Annotated in this window: 13 protein-coding genes; 6 read left to right on the top strand and 7 right to left on the bottom strand. The window is 62.0% G+C overall.

The window, feature by feature from the left end:
* Positions 1-256: 256 nt before the first annotated feature.
* From ABZ728_RS07875 to ABZ728_RS07855, 5 genes are all read left to right on the top strand, one after another.
* Positions 257-2,206 (top strand): PrkA family serine protein kinase, encoded by a 1,950-nt coding sequence (locus ABZ728_RS07875; protein ID WP_366655540.1) that lies wholly within the window; start codon positions 257-259, stop codon positions 2,204-2,206.
* A gap of 44 nt (positions 2,207-2,250) precedes the next feature.
* On the top strand, positions 2,251-3,540 hold the full coding sequence (locus ABZ728_RS07870) for a YeaH/YhbH family protein (RefSeq protein WP_366655539.1): 1,290 nt from the start codon (positions 2,251-2,253) through the stop codon (positions 3,538-3,540).
* A gap of 11 nt (positions 3,541-3,551) precedes the next feature.
* Entirely contained in the window at positions 3,552-5,120 is a 1,569-nt protein-coding gene (locus tag ABZ728_RS07865) for a SpoVR family protein (RefSeq protein WP_366655538.1), read from the top strand.
* A 269-nt stretch (positions 5,121-5,389) separates the two neighbouring features.
* On the top strand, positions 5,390-7,030 hold the full coding sequence (locus ABZ728_RS07860) for an ATP-binding protein (RefSeq protein ID WP_366655537.1): 1,641 nt from the start codon (positions 5,390-5,392) through the stop codon (positions 7,028-7,030).
* Positions 7,030-9,855: an ATP-binding protein gene (locus tag ABZ728_RS07855; protein ID WP_366655728.1), complete on the top strand. Its 2,826-nt coding sequence runs from the start codon at positions 7,030-7,032 to the stop codon at positions 9,853-9,855. The genes ABZ728_RS07860 and ABZ728_RS07855 overlap by 1 nt, the downstream gene beginning before the upstream one ends.
* Before the next feature lie 21 nt (positions 9,856-9,876).
* On the opposite strand, the gene ABZ728_RS07850 is transcribed toward ABZ728_RS07855, so the two are convergent.
* A complete protein-coding gene (locus ABZ728_RS07850) occupies positions 9,877-10,860 on the bottom strand; it encodes a crotonase/enoyl-CoA hydratase family protein (RefSeq protein ID WP_366655536.1) in 984 nt (327 codons plus the stop codon).
* 367 nt (positions 10,861-11,227) lie between these two features.
* On the opposite strand from ABZ728_RS07850, the gene ABZ728_RS07845 reads away from it, so the two are divergent.
* Positions 11,228-12,586: a threonine ammonia-lyase gene (locus ABZ728_RS07845; protein WP_366655535.1), complete on the top strand. Its 1,359-nt coding sequence runs from the start codon at positions 11,228-11,230 to the stop codon at positions 12,584-12,586.
* A 7-nt stretch (positions 12,587-12,593) separates the two neighbouring features.
* Here ABZ728_RS07845 and ABZ728_RS07840 read toward each other — a convergent pair whose 3' ends face one another.
* The 6 genes from ABZ728_RS07840 to ABZ728_RS07815 are packed head-to-tail and all read right to left on the bottom strand — an operon-like array spanning position 12,594 to position 17,397.
* Positions 12,594-13,361, bottom strand: a complete 768-nt coding sequence (locus tag ABZ728_RS07840) for an ABC transporter ATP-binding protein (RefSeq protein WP_366655534.1) — start codon at positions 13,359-13,361, stop codon at positions 12,594-12,596.
* Positions 13,358-14,413 carry an iron ABC transporter permease gene (locus tag ABZ728_RS07835; RefSeq protein WP_366655533.1) on the bottom strand — a complete coding sequence of 352 codons (1,056 nt, stop codon included), beginning with the start codon at positions 14,411-14,413 and terminating at the stop codon, positions 13,358-13,360. The genes ABZ728_RS07840 and ABZ728_RS07835 overlap by 4 nt, the downstream gene beginning before the upstream one ends.
* Complete coding sequence (locus tag ABZ728_RS07830) at positions 14,403-15,524, bottom strand: ABC transporter substrate-binding protein (RefSeq protein WP_366655532.1); 1,122 nt, start codon at positions 15,522-15,524, stop codon at positions 14,403-14,405. Before ABZ728_RS07830 ends, ABZ728_RS07835 begins: the two co-directional genes overlap by 11 nt.
* A gap of 28 nt (positions 15,525-15,552) precedes the next feature.
* Positions 15,553-16,074, bottom strand: a complete 522-nt coding sequence (locus ABZ728_RS07825) for a hypothetical protein (protein ID WP_366655531.1) — start codon at positions 16,072-16,074, stop codon at positions 15,553-15,555.
* Positions 16,040-16,780: a hypothetical protein gene (locus tag ABZ728_RS07820; RefSeq protein WP_366655530.1), complete on the bottom strand. Its 741-nt coding sequence runs from the start codon at positions 16,778-16,780 to the stop codon at positions 16,040-16,042. The genes ABZ728_RS07825 and ABZ728_RS07820 overlap by 35 nt, the downstream gene beginning before the upstream one ends.
* On the bottom strand, positions 16,777-17,397 hold the full coding sequence (locus ABZ728_RS07815; RefSeq protein WP_366655529.1) for a hypothetical protein: 621 nt from the start codon (positions 17,395-17,397) through the stop codon (positions 16,777-16,779). Before ABZ728_RS07815 ends, ABZ728_RS07820 begins: the two co-directional genes overlap by 4 nt.
* Positions 17,398-17,602: the final 205 nt, after the last annotated feature.

Below are 17,602 nucleotides of genomic sequence, written 5' to 3'. Positions count from 1 at the left end.
CCGGAGAAGGCTGGGCCGAAAACGGGAACCGCAAGAGTTACGACAATGACGGATCTTAACGATATCGCCAGAGTTGGTATCGGAGAGTTGAGAAAGGACAGGGGCAATACCCGCCTGAGCGTTTCGTCCCTGATGTGGTCGAGGTGTGGGTGTGGCCGAGGCGGGCAGGAGCCGCTTCCGGCGGGTTTGACCAAAAGCCGCGTTTCCGTATCACCGATGCGCGCGTGATCACGAGAGCCGCGATATCACAGGAGAATTGCCAGTGAGCGTCGACGATCTCTTCAGTCAGTTCACGCAGAGCTTCGAAACCCGCAGGGAAACGGAGATGTCCCTGCAGGAGTACCTCGAAGGCTGCCGCGACGATCCGATGATGTACGCCTCTGCCGCCGAGAGGATGGTCGCTGCCATCGGCGAGCCGGAGATCATCAACACGGCCAGGGATCCGCGCCTGGGCCGCGTGTACATGAATCGGACGATCAAGGTTTATCCGAGCTTCCAGGAATTCTACGGGATGGAGGAGACGATCGAGCGGATCGTCGGGTTCTTCCAGTATGCGGCCCAGGGCCTGGAAGAGCGTAAGCAGATCCTCTATCTCCTCGGGCCCGTCGGCGGCGGCAAGTCGTCGCTGGCCGAACGCCTGAAGGCCCTGATGGAGCAGTATCCGGTCTATGTGCTGAAGGCGGGCGATCAGATCAGCCCCGTATTCGAAAGCCCCCTTGGTCTGTTCGACCCGGAGGAGATGGGCGACTCGCTCGAATCGCGCTTCGGAATTCCGCGTCGGCGGCTGACCGGACTGGCCTCGCCATGGGCGGTCAAGCGTCTGGACGAATTCCGCGGCGATATCTCGCGGTTCAAGGTCGTGAAGCTTCACCCGTCCCGGCTGCGCCAGATTTCGGTCTGCAAGACCGAGCCGGGCGACGAGAACAACCAGGATATCTCTTCGCTGGTCGGCAAGGTCGATATTCGCAAGCTTGAGTTGTACAGCCAGAACGACTCCGATGCCTATAGCTACTCCGGCGGATTGAACCGGGCGAACCAGGGCATTCTCGAATTCGTCGAGATGTTCAAGGCACCGATCAAGATGCTCCATCCGCTATTGACCGCAACGCAGGAAGGCAACTATGCCGGCACCGAGAACATCGGTGCGATGCCGTACCAGGGCATAATCCTCGCGCACTCGAACGAAGCCGAATGGCAGAGTTTCCGGAACAACAAGAACAACGAAGCGTTTATCGACCGTATTTGCGTCATCAAGGTTCCCTATTGCCTGCGGGTAACAGAGGAGCTGAAGATCTACGACAAGTTGATCAGGAACTCCGAATTGAGCACGGCGCCGCTGGCGCCGCACACGCTGGAAATGCTCGCCCGGTTCGCGGTGCTGTCGCGGCTGCGCGAGCACGAGAACTCCAACCTGTTCTCGAAGATGCGGGTCTATGACGGCGAGAATCTGAGAGAGGTCGACCCGCGCGCGAAGTCGGTTCAGGAGTACCGCGACGTCGCCGGCGTGGATGAAGGCATGGACGGGATTTCGACCCGATTCGCGTTCAAGGTTCTGTCGACAACGTTCAACTACGACAGCACCGAAGTCGCCGCCGACCCGGTCCATCTGATGTACATGCTGGAACAGGCGATCAAGCGCGAGCAGTTCAGCGACGAGATCGAAAAGAAGTACCTTGCGTTCATCAAGGGCGAGCTTGCGCCCCGCTATGCCGAATTTATAGGCAACGAGATTCAGAAGGCCTATCTGGAAAGCTATCACGACTATGGCCAGAATCTTTTCGACCGGTATGTCGACTACGCCGATGCCTGGATCGAGGATCAGGACTTCAAGGATCCCGACACCGGTCAGTTGATGGACCGGGAACTTCTGAATCAGGAGTTGAGCAAGATCGAGAAACCCGCCGGTATCGCGAATCCCAAGGACTTCCGGAACGAAGTGGTCAAGTTCTCGCTTCGCTCCCGGGCGAGCAACGCCGGCAAGAACCCGTCCTGGACCTCGTACGAGAAGATCCGTCAGGTGATCGAGCGCAAGATGTTCAGCCAGGTGGAAGACCTGCTGCCGGTGATCAGCTTCGGCACCAAGAAGGAATCGGAAACGGAGAAGAAGCACCAGGAGTTCGTCGATCGCATGACGGATCGCGGCTACACCGAGCGTCAGGTGCGCCGCCTGGTGGAGTGGTACATGCGGGTCAAGCAAGCCGGCTGAGGTGACGCCCGGCCGGCGACGAACCGGAAAGGAGCGGTGGACGCGTGTATATCATTGACCGCCGGGAAAACCCGAAAGGCAAGAGCCTCAGCAACCGGCAGAGGTTCATGGAGCGGGCGCGCAAGCAGATAAAGGAGGCTGTGCGCGAAGCGTCAGCAGGCCGGCGCATCGCGGATATCGAGGGCAGCGAACAGATCACGATACCGGCCGACGGTCTGCGCGAACCCAGTTTCCGTGCCCGCGAGTCGGGCGGCATCCGCGATCATGTTCTGCCCGGCAACAAGGAGTTCGTCTCCGGCGACAGATTGCGCCGGCCGCCGCCTGGACAGAGCGGCGGCCGCGGCCGGGAGGCGAGCGCCGATGGCGATGGCGAGGATTCCTTTCGTTTCGTGCTCAGCAAGGAAGAATTTCTCGACCTCTTCCTTGAGGATCTGGAACTGCCGGATCTGATGAAGAAATCGGTAGCGGTGGCCAAGGCGACCACCCTGAAGCGGGCCGGCTATTCATCGACCGGCGCACCGTCGAACCTCAATCTCGTTCGAACGATGCGCAACAGCCTGTCGCGGCGGATTGCGCTGAAGCGGCCCAAAGGGGAAGAGATCACGGCCCTTGAAGCCGAAATCTTCGAACTCGAGGCTTCAGGCGCCGATCCGGGGCGGCTGGCCAGGCTGGTTGCCGAGCTGGAGACATTGACCCGACGGTCGATGTCGGTACCCTTCATCGACCCCATCGATGTGCGGTATAACCGCTTCACACCCGTGCCCAGGCCGATAACCCAGGCGGTGATGTTCTGCCTGATGGACGTATCCGGTTCGATGACCGAATACATGAAGGATCTGGCCAAGCGATTCTTCATGCTTCTCTATCTGTTCATCGAGCGCCGGTATGAGAACGTCGAGATCGTCTTCGTCCGGCATACCCATCACGCCGAGGAAGTCGACGAGCAGACATTCTTTTACAGCCGGGAAACCGGTGGCACGCTTGTGTCCAGCGCATTGGAGGAAATGCGCCGGATCGTTGCCGATCGCTACCCTCTGGACGACTGGAACATTTATGCCGCGCAGGCGTCGGACGGCGACAACATGAGCAGCGACGGCGGACGGCTGGTGGATCTGCTGGAAAACCACATCCTGCCGATCAGCCAGTACTTCGCCTATATCGAAGTGTCGGAAGGGGATCGCGAAACGCTGTACGGCCGGGAAACCAATCTCTGGACGGCCTATCGGGCCGTGGCGGCGCGGGTGGACAATTTCGCGATGCGCAAGGTCGGTGACCGCGGCGATATTTTCCCGGTATTTCAGGATCTGTTTTCCAAGGATCATGTCGAAGGTTGAAAGGGGCGCTAATGGTTCGCAACAGTCGGCATTCCGGCATTGGACGCGTCGATGAGCCACTGTTCACCGGGTCGGACTGGGACTTCGACAAGGTGGACCGTGTGCATGACGCGATCGCTCAGATCGCCGACAAGGAATTGGGACTCGACATCTATCCCAACCAGATCGAGGTGATCACGGCCGAGCAGATGCTCGACGCCTATTCGTCGATCGGCATGCCGCTGATGTACAATCACTGGTCCTTCGGCAAACACTTCGCGCGCGACGAGATGCTATATCGCAAGGGGCAGCGCGGACTGGCCTATGAAATCGTCATCAATTCGTCGCCGTGCATCAGCTACATCATGGAAGAGAATTCCATGACCATGCAGACGCTGGTCATTGCGCATGCGGCGTTCGGGCACAACCATTTCTTCAAGAACAATCATCTGTTCCAGCAGTGGACGGATGCGCGTGGCATTCTGGATTACCTGGAGTTCGCGAAGCGATTCATCAGCCAGTGTGAGGAGCGCTACGGCGTCAGGGCCGTAGAGCGTGTTCTCGATGCGGCCCATGCTCTGATGAACTATGGCGTTCATCGCTATCCCAAGAAGCGGCCGCTCGACCTGGCGGAGGAAATGAGGCGCGAACGGGAGCGCCAGGAGTATCAGGAACAGATCTTCAATGATCTCTGGCGGACCGTGCCGGGTTCCGGCAGCGAAAAGCAGGGAACGAGCGCGGCGGCCGAGCGGAAGAAGCATCTCGGGATGCCGGAAGAAAATATTCTCTATTTTTTGGAGAAAAATTCTCCGCAGTTGAGCCAGTGGCAACGCGAAATCATTCGAATCGTGCGGATAATCGCTCAATACTTTTATCCGCAGCGCCAGACCAAGGTGATGAACGAGGGCTGCGCGACCAGCGTCCACTATTACATCATGAACCGCCTGTACGAGACGGGCCGAATCACCGAGGGCTCCATGATGGAGTTCCTGCACTCTCATACCTCGGTCGTCTTTCAGCCGGAATTCGACGACCCGCGTTTCGGCGGCTTCAATCCCTATACCCTGGGCTTCGAGATGTTCCAGGATATCAAACGCTTTGTCGAAAATCCCACGGACGAGGACCGGGCCTGGTTTCCGGAGATTGCCGGGACCGGCGACGCCCACGCCGTTTGGCGCGATGCCTGGGCGAACTATCGGGATGAAAGTTTCATTCTGCAGTTTCTCAGTCCCGAACTGATCCGGAAACTGCGGCTGTTCAGCATCGTCGATGACGAAGACGAGCCAACGCTCATGGTGGACGCTATCCATGATGAACGCGGTTACCGCACCATTCGCAGCGCCTTGGCGGCGAAATACGATGTCGGCATTCTGGAGCCGGATATTCAGGTGATGGACGTCGATCTTGCCGGCGATCGAAAACTGATCCTTCATCACAATGTTCACAACGGCATTCTGCTGGAAAAGACGGACTCTCTTTCGGTTCTCCAGCATATCGCAAATCTTTGGGGTTACGAAGTTCACCTGATCGAGATCGACGCGGAACATGAGGTCGAATTGAACAGCTTCCGGCCCGTCGGGCCGCGTGGTGATCTGTATTGATAGTGGCGGGGGCCATCCGGGGAGCCAGAAGCGGGACAGTTTGGATATTGGCGATTGATGCGATATAGATGCTGCAGATGGCGGTAACCATGTCTTCCGGAGCCTGGAATGATCCAATGCGCACCGACCGTGGGCGCGCGATCGACTGTTGCCGGGGCTCCGACCTCGGGTGCCGATTACGATGTGAGGAGGTCGTGAGGCTTGGTCGACCATGAAGAACAACCGCAAGTAGAAGTGCGGGATCGCAAAGAAACGAGCGTTCGGGGTCGATGATGACGACAATCGTCATTGTCGATGACAGGGTCACCAATCGGAATATCCTGGAGCGCCTGAGCCAGTCGTTGAAGCCGGGCGCCGTTGTCAAATCTTTCGGCGATGCCGTTCAGGCGCTGGCATGGATGGCCGATCATCAGGCGGATATCGTCATCACGGATTACAAGATGCCGGTGATGAATGGCGCCGACTTCATCCGTCGTTGTTTTACCGATTTGCCCGGCTTCGACATTCCGATCATCGTTGTGACGGCATACGAAGACAAGGACTTCCGATACGAGGCACTGGAGGCCGGCGCCACCGATTTCCTGCTGACGCCGATCGACTATCGCGAGTTCCGCACACGGGTTCAGAACCTTCTGGCCATGCGCAAGCATCGCGCCATGATCAAGGATCGGGCCGAGACGCTGGAACAGCAACTGGCCGTCGCCATATCGGAACGGACCCGGATCATCCGCGACAGCGAACGCCAGTTGCGCGATGTCATCGATGGAACGGCCAATCTGATCTTCAAGACCGACTGCCAGGGGCGCCTGACGCTGGCCAACCAGGCGTTCGAACGGCGCTTTGGTGCCGATTGCGAGGAATTTCTCGGCAAGCGGCTGGATCGCGTCTGCCGTGATGCAAAATTCGCGGCACGATGTCTGGAAAACGCTGCGTCCCTGATCGAAGCCGGCTCGGAAGAGGCCATCCGGTTCGAAGTCTCGCTGTCGTCGGATGCCTCGGGAGGGATCAGCGACGCCGGGGAGTCCGAAAACCGCGACGGCGGGAACGTGCCGATATCGTTTCAGGTCGACCAATCGGTGCTCGACCGGCCTGATGCCCCGCGCGAGATTCTGACCGTCTGCACCGACATCACGGCCCGGAAAGAAAGCGAGCGCCGGGCGGTAGAGGCCAAGCAGCGAGCTGAGCTTTCCGATCGTTCGAAGACGGAGTTTCTGGCGAATATGAGCCATGAACTGCGCACGCCGCTGAACGCGATCATCGGCTTTGCCGACATGATTCTTCACGAAGTCTATGGCACCATCGGCAACAGCCGCTATCGCTCGTATGTCACCGACATCAAGGGCAGCGCGAACCATTTGCTTGAGATCATCATCGACATTCTGGACGTTTCGGAGGTTGATGCCGGCAAACTGAGGCTGCGGGAAACCGTGGTCGACGTTGAGCGGCTCTGTCACGAGGTCGCCCGGTTGGTCGCGCATCGCGCGACGGAACAGAACGTCGCCGTCAAAGTCGGCCCATTCGTCGAGTTGCCGCTGATGGCTGCCGACGAAGCAAAACTGAAGCAGATTCTGGTCAATCTGCTGGTCAATGCGATCAAGTTCACGCCGGCGGGGGGGCATATTGCCTTGTGGGGCGAGCGCGAGCCGGAGGGTGGCATCCTTCTCATCGTCGAGGACAACGGGATCGGGATGTCCAAGGATGACATCGAGGTAGCGATCGCGCGGTTCGGGCGTGTCGACAACGCCTTTTCCCACAGCCGCTCGGGGACCGGCCTGGGGCTGCCGCTGGCCATCGATCTGGCGCGCGCTCATGGCGGCGACATCGAAGTGTCGAGCCGCCCCGGGGTGGGCACGAAAGTATGCGTTACCCTGCCGCCGGAACGGGCGATGATAGAGGGGCAGGTGGGGTGATGGACCCGGTCCGGGGGCTCTCGGCGCCGGTTCGATTTATCAGGGCCAGCGCCGGATCGGCCGCGAAGATCATCGCAGGTTGGCGGCGGCGCTTGCGCGACCGGTCTGACTCCGAGCACGAGCAGGCGGTGATCCGGGTCGTGATTCTGGCGTTGGTCACCGCGTATTTCCAGATCGGCGGCGCCTTTGGCTTTTACGAGCCGGGTGTGCGCTATTGGGGCGACGTGATCGTCTATGCCTATCTGCCGGTTTCCATCGGCCTCGTGGTATGGATCGTCGCGCGGCCCGATCCCTCGAAACTGCGACGTCTGATCGGGATGACGGGCGATTTCGGGGCCCTGTCGCTCGGCATGCTGCTGGAAGCTGAACGGACGGCGCCGCTTTATCCGCTTTACCTGTGGGTGGCGCTGGGCAACGGGTTCCGGTTCGGGCTGCCCTCGTTGTATCTGTCGATCGCCATGTCGAGCGCCCTTTTTGCGCTGGCGATCGCGGGGTCACCCTACTGGCGCGACAACCATCTGCAACTGGCCGTCGGCCTGCTTCTCGGGCTGATTTTCATACCGGTTTACGCGGCGACACTGATCCGCCGTCTGGTCGAGGCCAAAGGGCAGGCCGAACAGGCCAACCAGGCGAAGAGCCGGTTTCTGGCGAATATGAGCCACGAATTGCGGACGCCGTTGCACGCCATTATCGGCCTGAGCGACTTGTTGCGAAAAAGCGCACTGAATCGCGCCCAGGGCGACATGGTGGGAACGATCAGATCCTCCGGGCGCTCGCTGCTGACGATCATTGACGAGGTGCTGGACCTTTCGCGCATCGAAGTCGGCAAGTTGCGGATCGAACGGACGACGTTCGATCTCTATGCCGAGATTGCCGAGATCGTCGCCATTGCCCGTCTCCCGGCCGATCAGAAGGGCTTGCCGCTCCGTATCCAGATCGCCCCCTCCTGCCCGCAATTTGTGTGCGGTGACCGGCCTCATCTGCGCCAGATCCTGATCAATCTGCTTTCGAATGCTGTCAAGTTCACGGATCGGGGCCATGTGCTGCTGACAGTCGCCGCGCATTCGCCGGATCGCGGGGCCGGCGACTGGCAGAATGCGGGGGAAATCGCGGCACAAAAGCCGGGCGCCGTCAGGCTGTCGTTCACTGTTGAAGATACCGGCGTCGGCATAGAGGCGGCGCATCACGAACGGGTGTTCGAGAGTTTCACCCAGGCGGATGACGCCGTGAACCGCCGGTTTGCCGGAACCGGGCTTGGTCTTGCCATCGTGCGCCAGCTTTGCGACCTGATGGGCGGCACGATCTCGCTGGACAGCGACAAGGGCCACGGCTCGACCTTCCGGGTCGAGATTCCGATCGATGTCGATCCATCGGAATACGACAGGCCTGTCCGTTTTTCCGGATTTCCCGGCAGAATCGCCGTCGTGACGCCGAACGAGGCGGTGGCGGCGCCGTTGCTCGGCATTCTGACCGGTGCGGGCCTGAAGGGCGAATGGGTGAGCGGCGTCGATAGACTGGACGCCTTGGCGCGGTCGGCCCGATCGGCGTCGGCGCTGCTGGTTTATGTGGATGGTGTTATCGATGCCGCGGCCGTCGCCGAACGCGCCGCCGCGGTTGGTGCCGACCATGGCGATCTGCATCTTTCGTTCGTTCGGATCGGAGACGGCCGGGTGGGGGAAGAAAGGGGCGCCGGGGACGTGCACCGCATCTTTCTGGCGTCGCTCCCGCTGCCGATCGATCCGCTCGATGTGAGGCGCAGCGTGGAAGCCTCGCATGCGCTGACCCGATCGGTCGTCGACGCCGATGGCGATCACGCGTCCGGATGGCAAACCGCCGATCAGGGGGATGGATCGTCTGCGCCCGGTCGAGCCGCTGGTCCCCGCGGGCGCGGGCGCGGGCGCGGGCGCGGGCGCCGGATTCTGGTCGCGGAGGACAATTCGGTCAATAGAATGGTGGCAGAGAGGATACTCGATCAGTCCGGCTTCGAGACCGTAATGGTGACGACGGGCGATGAGGCGCTGGACAAACTGGAAGCTGAAACATTCGACCTGGCGCTTCTCGATATCAACATGCCCGGGACATCGGGTCTGGACGTAATGAAATTGCACAGGATGGGTGAAAGGCCGCACGAACGGCTTGCCTTTGTGGCGTTGAGCGGCGATGCCACCCGGGAAACGCGCGACGAATGTCTGGAATCGGGCTTCGATGCCTATCTGACCAAGCCGATCGGACCCGACGCCCTGGTGGAATCCATCCTCGGCCTTTTGCCCGACCGTGCCTCGGGCAGTGACGCCGATGAAGACCGGGTGCCCGGTACGGCCCCGGTGGCAACGAACGACGAGACCGATTCCGTCGCTGGCCCGGTTGCCGAATTGTCCCGGCATCCCCGTTTCAAGCAAAGCGCGCGGCGCGTGCTCGACCCGACCGCTCTGGAGAACCTCAAGGCACTCGACGGTAACGATGGCAGCTTTCTGAGAAGTATCATCCACGAATTCTGGGCCGATACGGAATCGTTGCTGCCTGAACTCGAAGAGGCCGTGAGCGACGGCGACCCGCACCGTTTTCGCAGCCTCGTGCACGCCTTGCGGAGCAGTAGTGCCAATATCGGCGCGCCTCAGTTGCATCAAATCTGTGCCGAATTGAACGGCATCGGCATGGAGCATTTCGATCGCGACGCCGCCGCGCGGCTGTCGGACGTCAAGGCGGCCTTCGCCAGATACCGGCGGGCCAGCAGCCGGTATCTGGCAATGGTGAGTGGTGGTGACGATGAAGACGCGGAGCCGGGCAGCGCCGCATTTGGCGTCCCTCCCGATCGTATTCTCTGAAAATCGCCGGACGGCTTGAGGTCATTCGGCTGCTGCCATGGGCGCGCTGTCGTGACGGTCGCCGGGCCTGGCGGCGTGGCGACGATCCTGCGCCGCGGCCAGCCGCTCCATGCGGCGGATGTCCGCCGGGTCGAGACCCATGGCCGTGTCGATCCAGATCTCGGTGATGGCGATCAGTTCTTCCTTCGCGACCGGGCGGGCAACGCGTCTTGCGCTCATTACGGCGCGCCGGGCCGATGCCTGGCGCTCGTAGCGGGCGATGTAGTCATATAGCGCGGCTTCGCCTTCTCCCTCGTCGACGACGATGTCGACCAGCCCCATGGCATGCATTTCGTCGGCGCTGTAAACGCGGCCGCTCAGGATGACCTTCTCGGCTTCGTTGGGATTGATCCGGCGGCTTAGCAAAGTATAGGCGCCCATGCCGGGAAACATGTTGAACAGCACTTCCGGCAGGCCGAACCGCGCCTGACGCTCGGCAATGATCGTTTCCTGAGAAAGTGCCGACTCGAACCCGCCGCCCAGCGCGTCTCCCTGGACGAGGGCGATATTGTGGATAGGGAGGCTGAGCCCGTTGGCATGGTCGTGGATCAGATCGATACAGGCATACGCATAGCGACGAAGGCCGGTCCGGTCGCGGCGCCGGATCAAATCCACGAACAACGGCAGATTGCCGCCAAGATTGAATACGCCATCGATATCCGAGGCGGCGATCATGAACCGAACGGGACCGTCGGCTGCGGCAGCAGGTTCCAGGAATGCGCGGCGCACCGATTCCTTGACCCGGCGAAGATCGCCGAGCAGCCCTTCGGTGAAGGACGGCCGGCCCGTGGGCCGGAAGAACTGCCACAGAATGCGTGCGCGTCGATCGTACGAAATTCGGACTTCATCGAGGTCGAGCAAGGGGGTCAGCCAGTCACTATTCATGCTGCCTTCGGTCGTTTCACGGCAGTTCAACTGCGATATGGCGAGGGCGGGATTGTTCTTGGCGGCGGGTAGAAAACTCATGGCAGATGTCCTTTCACCGGGGAGTTTTGTTCGGGGGGATTTTTCAAGTAAAGCGGGTACAACGTGGCTGTGCATGATGCCGGAGTCCAATAAATGCGATAAAAATTTGACCAAACTTCAACCAAGGATAATTAGACAGCGATCTAGAATCAGAAAAAAGGGAAAATTTATTCAGTAAGCAACCAATGATAGATAATCTGTCTCTCCTTTACTGTTATTTTAAGAGAAAATTAACTAATATTGATTTTCTGGTTAAAAAAGTTAACAAATGGTTAATAATCACCACCTTCTGCAGAAGAGTGTCAATCTTCTTCTTTTGACTGATGTCATTATCCATAGGGATGCGGTGTCGTGAAAAGGAGGGGAGATGTCGCCGCAAGGGCGGCGCTACCGCGGCGCCCGCGCGATGATGCGGCCTGTGGGTTTGACGCTGGAGAAAGGCGCTGTTCTGATGGATGCACCCGAAATTCGACCGATAGCCGAAGCGACGGTCACGCTGGACCAGATCCAGGCGGCGGCGCGCCGGATCGACGGCCGCGTCATCCGCACACCGCTTGTTCCGGCGCCCCGGCTCGGCCGTTTTCTCGGGGCGGAGATCTATCTGAAGCTTGAGAACCACCAGTACACGGGGTCGTTCAAGGATCGCGGCGCACTGACCCGGCTGTTGTCCCTGACCGCGGAGGAGCGACAGGCGGGCGTTATCGCCATGTCGGCCGGCAATCATGCGCAGGGCGTCGCCTATCATGCCGAAATGCTGGGCATTCCGGCGGTCATCGTGATGCCCGAGACCACGCCTCTGAACAAGGTGCAACGCACGAGAGCATTCGGCGCCGAAGTCCGGCTCGTTGGCGAAACAATAGACGATGCCGCCGTGGCCGCCCGCCAGATCATGGCCGAGCGTGGGCTGACCTTCGTTTCGCCCTATGATGATGCGGATGTCGTGGCCGGGCAGGGCACGGTCGGACTGGAAATGATCGCCGACCGGCCCGATCTCGACACGATCGTTGTGCCGATCGGTGGCGGCGGGCTGATGGCCGGTGTAGCGACCGCGGTCAGGGCGCTGGCGCCGTCGGTGCGGCTGGTGGGCGTCGAAGCCGCAATGTATCCGTCCATGTACCAGGCGGTGCGCGACGGATCGGTCACCTGCGGTGGAGCGACCATCGCCGAGGGCATCGCCGTCAAGCAGCCGGGCGCCGTCACCCGGCCGATCATCGAGCGGCTGGTGGACGACATCGTGCTGGTCGGAGAAAGCGCGCTGGAATCGGCGGTGTGCGCGCTGATTGAGTATCAGCAGGTGGTGGCCGAGGGGGCGGGCGCGGCCGGCATCGCGGCGCTCATCCAGCATCGTGAGCAGTTCGCCGGCCGCAAGGTCGGGGTGGTGATCTGCGGCGGCAACATGGATGTGCGCCTGATGGCGTCGGTCCTGATGCGCGGATTGGTGCGCGACGGCCGTCTGGTTCGTCTGCGGATCGACATCGCCGATCAGCCCAATGTCCTTGCCGCTGTGGCCGGGGTGATCGGCGGCACTGGCGGCAATATCGTGGAGATCTACCACCAGCGTCACTTCGACGACGTTCCGGCAAAGAAGGCAGAGATCGACGCGGTCGTCGAGACTCGCAATCGCGACCATGTTGGCGAGATGGTCGCCGCCCTCTGCGACCGGGGCTATCCGGCCCGCGTCCTGTCGGTGCTGTCACAGGGCGACACGGCGGCGAATCTGCACTGAGAACCGATCAGGATGCCTGTCCAAAGATCGGCACCACGCCGCTGACATGCCGCGCGCCGTGGTCGATGCCGACCATTCGGATGGGCATGTTGTAAAGTGCCGACATCGACGCGTCCGTGACCATTTCCGGAGTCGGTCCGAATATCGGCCGGCAGCCGTGATGCATGGCCAGCGTGTGCGAGGCCGCGACCAATGTGTGCTGCGGGTGATGGGTCGTGAATACGACCGTCACGCCGGTTTCCGCCGATAGCATCGTCAGCGTATTCAGGACGCGGTTCTGGTTATGGAAATCCAGTGCGGCGGTCGGTTCGTCCAGGATCAGGATGTCGGCATTGGCGGCGACGGCACGGGCGATCATGACCATCTGGCGCTGCCCGCCAGACAGCGTCGTGACTGGACGATTGGCCAGATCGCTCAGGTCGAGTTGTTCGATTGCCCGGTCGGCATGAGCATAGTCGACCGCAGCCGGCGAGCGGAAAACCCCCAGATGCCGCGCCCGGCCCATGACCACGACATCGCGCACGGTATAAGCGAACGGCAGGCCGGAGGACTGGGGAACATAACCGGTCGCGCCTTCGACTCGGATAGTGCCGGTCGACGGAGCCAGCAGGCCGAGCACGACCCGCAGCAGGGTCGTCTTGCCACGCCCATTCGGGCCGAGGATGCCGAGAACCGCCCCTTTCGGCAGGTCGAAATCCAGCGATTCGAAGATCCACGGCCCGGACCGGGGCAGCCGATAGCCCAGATTTCCGGCACCGATTGCGATATCGGTCATGACCAACCTCCTGCTTTTGTGCGTCTGAGTAGAATGGCGAAGACCGGCGCGCCGACGATGGCGGTCAGGATGCCGATGGGTATTTCCGCGATCGTCATCGTACGGGCCAGGCTGTCGATGGTCGTCATGAAGGCGGCGCCGATCAGCGCCGATGCCGGGATGAGGTCGCGATGATCCGGCCCGACCAGCATGCGGGCGATATGCGGCACCACGAGGCCGACCCAGCCGACGATGCCCGATACCGCGACGGTGGCGGCGGTGATCGCCGTGACCGCGATCAGGATCGCCCAGCGCGTCGGTTCGACCGAAATGCCGAGCGCGTTGGCCTCTTCGTCGCCCAGCGAGAGGATATTGATCCGGAACCGCATCAGGTGAAGCAGTCCGCCGAAAACGCCGACGATCCCGGCCACGAGCCAGAGCTTGGTGTACGAGGCCGAGGCGAAACTGCCCATCAGCCAGTAGACGATCGCCGGCAGCGTGTCGTCGGGATCGGCGATATAGGTCACGAACGACACCAGTGCGTCGAAAAACGCGCCGACGACGACGCCGGCAAGAACCAGCATCAGAACCGGCGTTCGGCCGTCGGTGCGGGCGATGAAGAAGACGCCCAACAGTGCGATCAGGCCGAAGATGAAGGCGTTCGACATCAGCACGACCAGGCTGGATGTCGCCAGCAACGCGAGCGCGCCGCCAAAGGCCGCGCCGGCCGAGACGCCGATGATTTGCGGCCCGACCAGCGGGTTGCGGAATATCCCCTGCAGCGCCGCACCGCTGGCGGAAAGGCCGGCGCCGACCACCATGGCCAGCGCGATCCGCGGCAGACGGACCTGCCATACGACCGCTTCGGCCACAGGTTCCGGCGGCATGGTCGGCAGCACCGGCAGCCCCAGCACTGCCAGAACTTCCAGGGGGCCGAGCGGATAGCGGCCGAGCCCGAGCGATACAATCGCCACGGCGGCGGTGAGCACAGCCAGACCCGTCCAAAGCGCGGCCCGGTTGCGCCCGGCGCCCCGCCCGGAACTGTGTCCGGCGATTGATGTATCAGTCGGCATGGAACCGCTCGTAGCCGGCGGAATCGCTGTTCGCCGTCACCCTCAATATGCCGTCGATCTGACTTTGCGTCAGTGTCGCGCCATAAAGCATCTGATAGGCGTCGATGATCTCCGAACGCAGCGTCCAGTCCGGGTCGAGATCGGGGTGCAGTATCTCGGCCAGCCACATCCAGGTCAGCGGCGATTCCTGGTTCGGCGGATCCCACCGATAGCCGCCAAGCGGCATCTGGTAGACTCGCCGTTCGGCTGCCGCCGTCAGGTTCGACAGAACGGGATGATCGTAGACGTCCTGCGGCGACAGATCGCTCTCGAACCCGTTGAGCAGGATGACGTCGGGGTCCCAGGCCAGCACCTGCTCCTGATCGACGGTCAGCCAGCCGCTGCCGGCATCGGCCGCCGGGTTGGCGCCGCCGGCCAGGCCGATATAGAAGTCATTATAGGTTTCCGATCCGGCCACCCGAAGATCCGACAGGAACCGGTTGAAGTACAGGACCGTCGGCGCTTCGCTGCTGTCCCCCGACGGATCTGCGTTCGCAACGGCGTCCTCGACTGCCGCCCCCACTTCTCGCAGGGCACCGTCGCGCCAGTCGATCAGCGTGTCGGCCCGTTCCGGTTGGCCGGTTGCCGTCGCCATCATCCGGATCCAGGCGCGCGTGTCCTCTTCGGTGCCGTAACTCAGCCCGGCGACGGTAAGGCCGGCGTTTTCCAGCGGCTCGATGATGTCGGCACCGCGATGGGCCCATTGGAAGACCAGATCCGGGTCCTGGGTCAGAACTTCCTCGATATTCGGCATGAAACCCTCGCCGACGACGCCGTCGGGGACCGACAGCATCTCCGGGAACAACTCGCCGAGGATTTCTCCGCGCACGGCGGCCTTCGACATCGGGTGCATGCCCGCCAGCCGTTCGGTGCCGCCGTCGACGGCGACCATCATCGCCGCGCTGGGCATCGGGATGGTGATGATGCGTTCCGCCGGTCCGTCCAGGGTGATGGTGCGCCCGTCCTGATCCTCGAACCGGATCGAGCCGTCGTCGGCAGTTGCCGGCGAAACGGCGTGCAGCAGCGTGGCGGCGGCGAGGGCAGAGGAGGCGAATAGATGTCGTCTGGTCATGGGTTTTCCTGGTCTGGTTTGCCGGGATTCAGAGGATCGTGGCGTCGTAGATTTCTGCCGCCGGCAGCGGCATCAGGCGGTCGGCCATCTCGCGTTTGAGGTCGGCGAGCTGCACTTCGTCATCCGGCGTGCGGTCAGGCTTACGGGCCATGGCAATGAATTCCGGCCGCACATGGCCGGGGCGGATGACGATCTCGACCTGCGTCTCGCGATAGGTGAGGCGGAAGACATACCGCCCCTTCGGGCTTTCGACGACGTCCGGCGATGCAAGGTTCAGGTCGACCTGGTAGCGGTCGCCGGTGACCGCGCGGGTGACCAGTTCGAACGTGTCCCGGGCACCGGGGCCGGGGAACGCGGTTTCGATGCCGATGCCGCGCCGCTCGACCGCGCCGTCCGCGCCCAGCAGCGGCAGGGCGCGTTCCAGAACCTTGTAGCCGTGGACGACACCGCCCGGATAGCCCGGGCCGTGATAGTTCATCGCATCCTGGATCGAGAAGGTGATCGGGTGGCCGTCCTCAAGAACGGTGAGGTTTGGGCAGAACGGTGTCATTGAGGGGTCCAGTGTTGCTGTTGAACGGGATGATGACGGCGGTCGGCTTCTGAGCCGGGGCGGCCTGTTGAAAGTCGGTCTGGCGCGAGTCTCTGCCCCCCGTCCGGATCCCCGTCCGGAGCCAGGGCAGAAAGCCGTCCAGGAACCGCGTTGTGGCCGGCATGAAATGCGAGCCGTGGTGATAGAAGGGGTCCAGACTGGTGACGATCATCGTGCCAGCGGTGGTGACGCGGTCGACATAAAGGATGGCCCGGCCGTCGCCGTCGGTCGCCAGGATGTCGGCGCCGTCGGGTGGCTGGAACCAGCCGTGCAGATGCCAGGTCAGGTCGAAGCGCGACAGATAACTGAAGAGCGGATGTTCCGGCGCGGCGATGCGCACGCCCAGATCCGCGCCTTCCTCCAGCCACCACCACCAGTTGGTCGGTTGCGGCGTAAAGCTGATGCCGGGCAGCCACAGATCGGACCGGGCTTCGCCCATGGCCACGATTGAGCCGCCGTCCTGCAAATGACGCAGCAGACGAGTCCGGTGGGGCGTCATCCGCGCCGGCGGTGTGCGACACGGGACGAGCAGGACGTCATCGGCGTCGAACGCGATGTCGCTCAGGCTTTCCGGGCGGACGAGCCGGTTGAAATACCCGGCATAACGGGGCGCCTCCAGGCTTTCGATGTGATAGGCGGCACCGGGATGGACGGCGATCAGGCTCATGACGTGACCCATTGGATGATGTTGCCGGCCAGCCGCGCGTTGACAGCCGGGTCGTCGGCGACGGACCACAGATCGTTGCCGGCGTGGATGAACAGCGTTCCGCCGGCGGGCGTATCCCAGGTCCAATCCACCGGCCATCGATTCGGGCCGAGGCCGGTGACGGCAGCGGCACCCGGTGGCGGGGGGGCGTGGCCGCGGCCGAAGAAACCGGCGACGCCCTTGCGCGTTGCGAGGCTGGGGGTGTCGATGCCGGCGAAGACCGGATGCGCGGTCAGCGCCGAGAGATCGAGATCGCGGCGGCGCGGGCTGTCCAGCGGTACGAACGGGGTCAGCCCGTCGACGAACCGCCTGACTGGATGGCCGTTGAAGAACAGGCGCCCGCCCCGGCGAAAGAACCGGTCGATAGCGGGCCTGAGTTCGTGAAACCGTATCTGGTCGAGATGGATGGTCGTGATCAGACCGGTACTTCGGTCGATGTCACGCTCGCTCAGGTCATGATCCATAAGCGCGACCAGGGTTCCGTCGCGTTCGTAGGGGTCGAGAACTGGCGGAATGGCGCGCTCTGTCGAAAGAACGAGGATCGTGGTGGAGGCGGGGGAGTTTGGCTGGTCGGTCATTGCAGTTCCCTTTCGTGCGAGAACGATAATGCGAATCATTCGCAATCGCAATAGCGGGTTGGTGATAAGTGCGAATAATCAACGCGCGGATGGCATAGGTGTGGGGTCCGGCCCCCCAGATCACCACCGCAGCTATCGGGATCAGCGCTCACCAGCCGATCCAGGAATTCGCATGCCGCGCCCAGATGGACTCGTTCATGGCCAT

Source organism: Fodinicurvata sp. EGI_FJ10296, assembly GCF_040712075.1.
Taxonomy (GTDB): domain Bacteria; phylum Pseudomonadota; class Alphaproteobacteria; order DSM-16000; family Inquilinaceae; genus JBFCVL01.
Note: the sequence above shows the minus strand (reverse complement) of the source record. Positions and strands in the feature narration are given on the sequence as shown.

What these genes read in the sequence shown, in the direction of transcription:
- ABZ728_RS07865 (WP_366655538.1), top strand. Translation starts at nt 3,552, where the DNA reads ATGGTTCGCAACAGTCGGCATTCCGGCATTGGACGCGTCGATGAGCCA.
- ABZ728_RS07860 (WP_366655537.1), top strand. Translation starts at nt 5,390, where the DNA reads ATGATGACGACAATCGTCATTGTCGATGACAGGGTCACCAATCGGAAT.
- ABZ728_RS07855 (WP_366655728.1), top strand. Translation starts at nt 7,030, where the DNA reads ATGGACCCGGTCCGGGGGCTCTCGGCGCCGGTTCGATTTATCAGGGCC.
- ABZ728_RS07850 (WP_366655536.1), bottom strand. Translation starts at nt 10,860, where the DNA reads ATGAGTTTTCTACCCGCCGCCAAGAACAATCCCGCCCTCGCCATATCG.
- ABZ728_RS07845 (WP_366655535.1), top strand. Translation starts at nt 11,228, where the DNA reads ATGTCGCCGCAAGGGCGGCGCTACCGCGGCGCCCGCGCGATGATGCGG.
- ABZ728_RS07840 (WP_366655534.1), bottom strand. Translation starts at nt 13,361, where the DNA reads ATGACCGATATCGCAATCGGTGCCGGAAATCTGGGCTATCGGCTGCCC.
- ABZ728_RS07835 (WP_366655533.1), bottom strand. Translation starts at nt 14,413, where the DNA reads ATGCCGACTGATACATCAATCGCCGGACACAGTTCCGGGCGGGGCGCC.
- ABZ728_RS07830 (WP_366655532.1), bottom strand. Translation starts at nt 15,524, where the DNA reads ATGACCAGACGACATCTATTCGCCTCCTCTGCCCTCGCCGCCGCCACG.
- ABZ728_RS07825 (WP_366655531.1), bottom strand. Translation starts at nt 16,074, where the DNA reads ATGACACCGTTCTGCCCAAACCTCACCGTTCTTGAGGACGGCCACCCG.
- ABZ728_RS07820 (WP_366655530.1), bottom strand. Translation starts at nt 16,780, where the DNA reads ATGAGCCTGATCGCCGTCCATCCCGGTGCCGCCTATCACATCGAAAGC.
- ABZ728_RS07815 (WP_366655529.1), bottom strand. Translation starts at nt 17,397, where the DNA reads ATGACCGACCAGCCAAACTCCCCCGCCTCCACCACGATCCTCGTTCTT.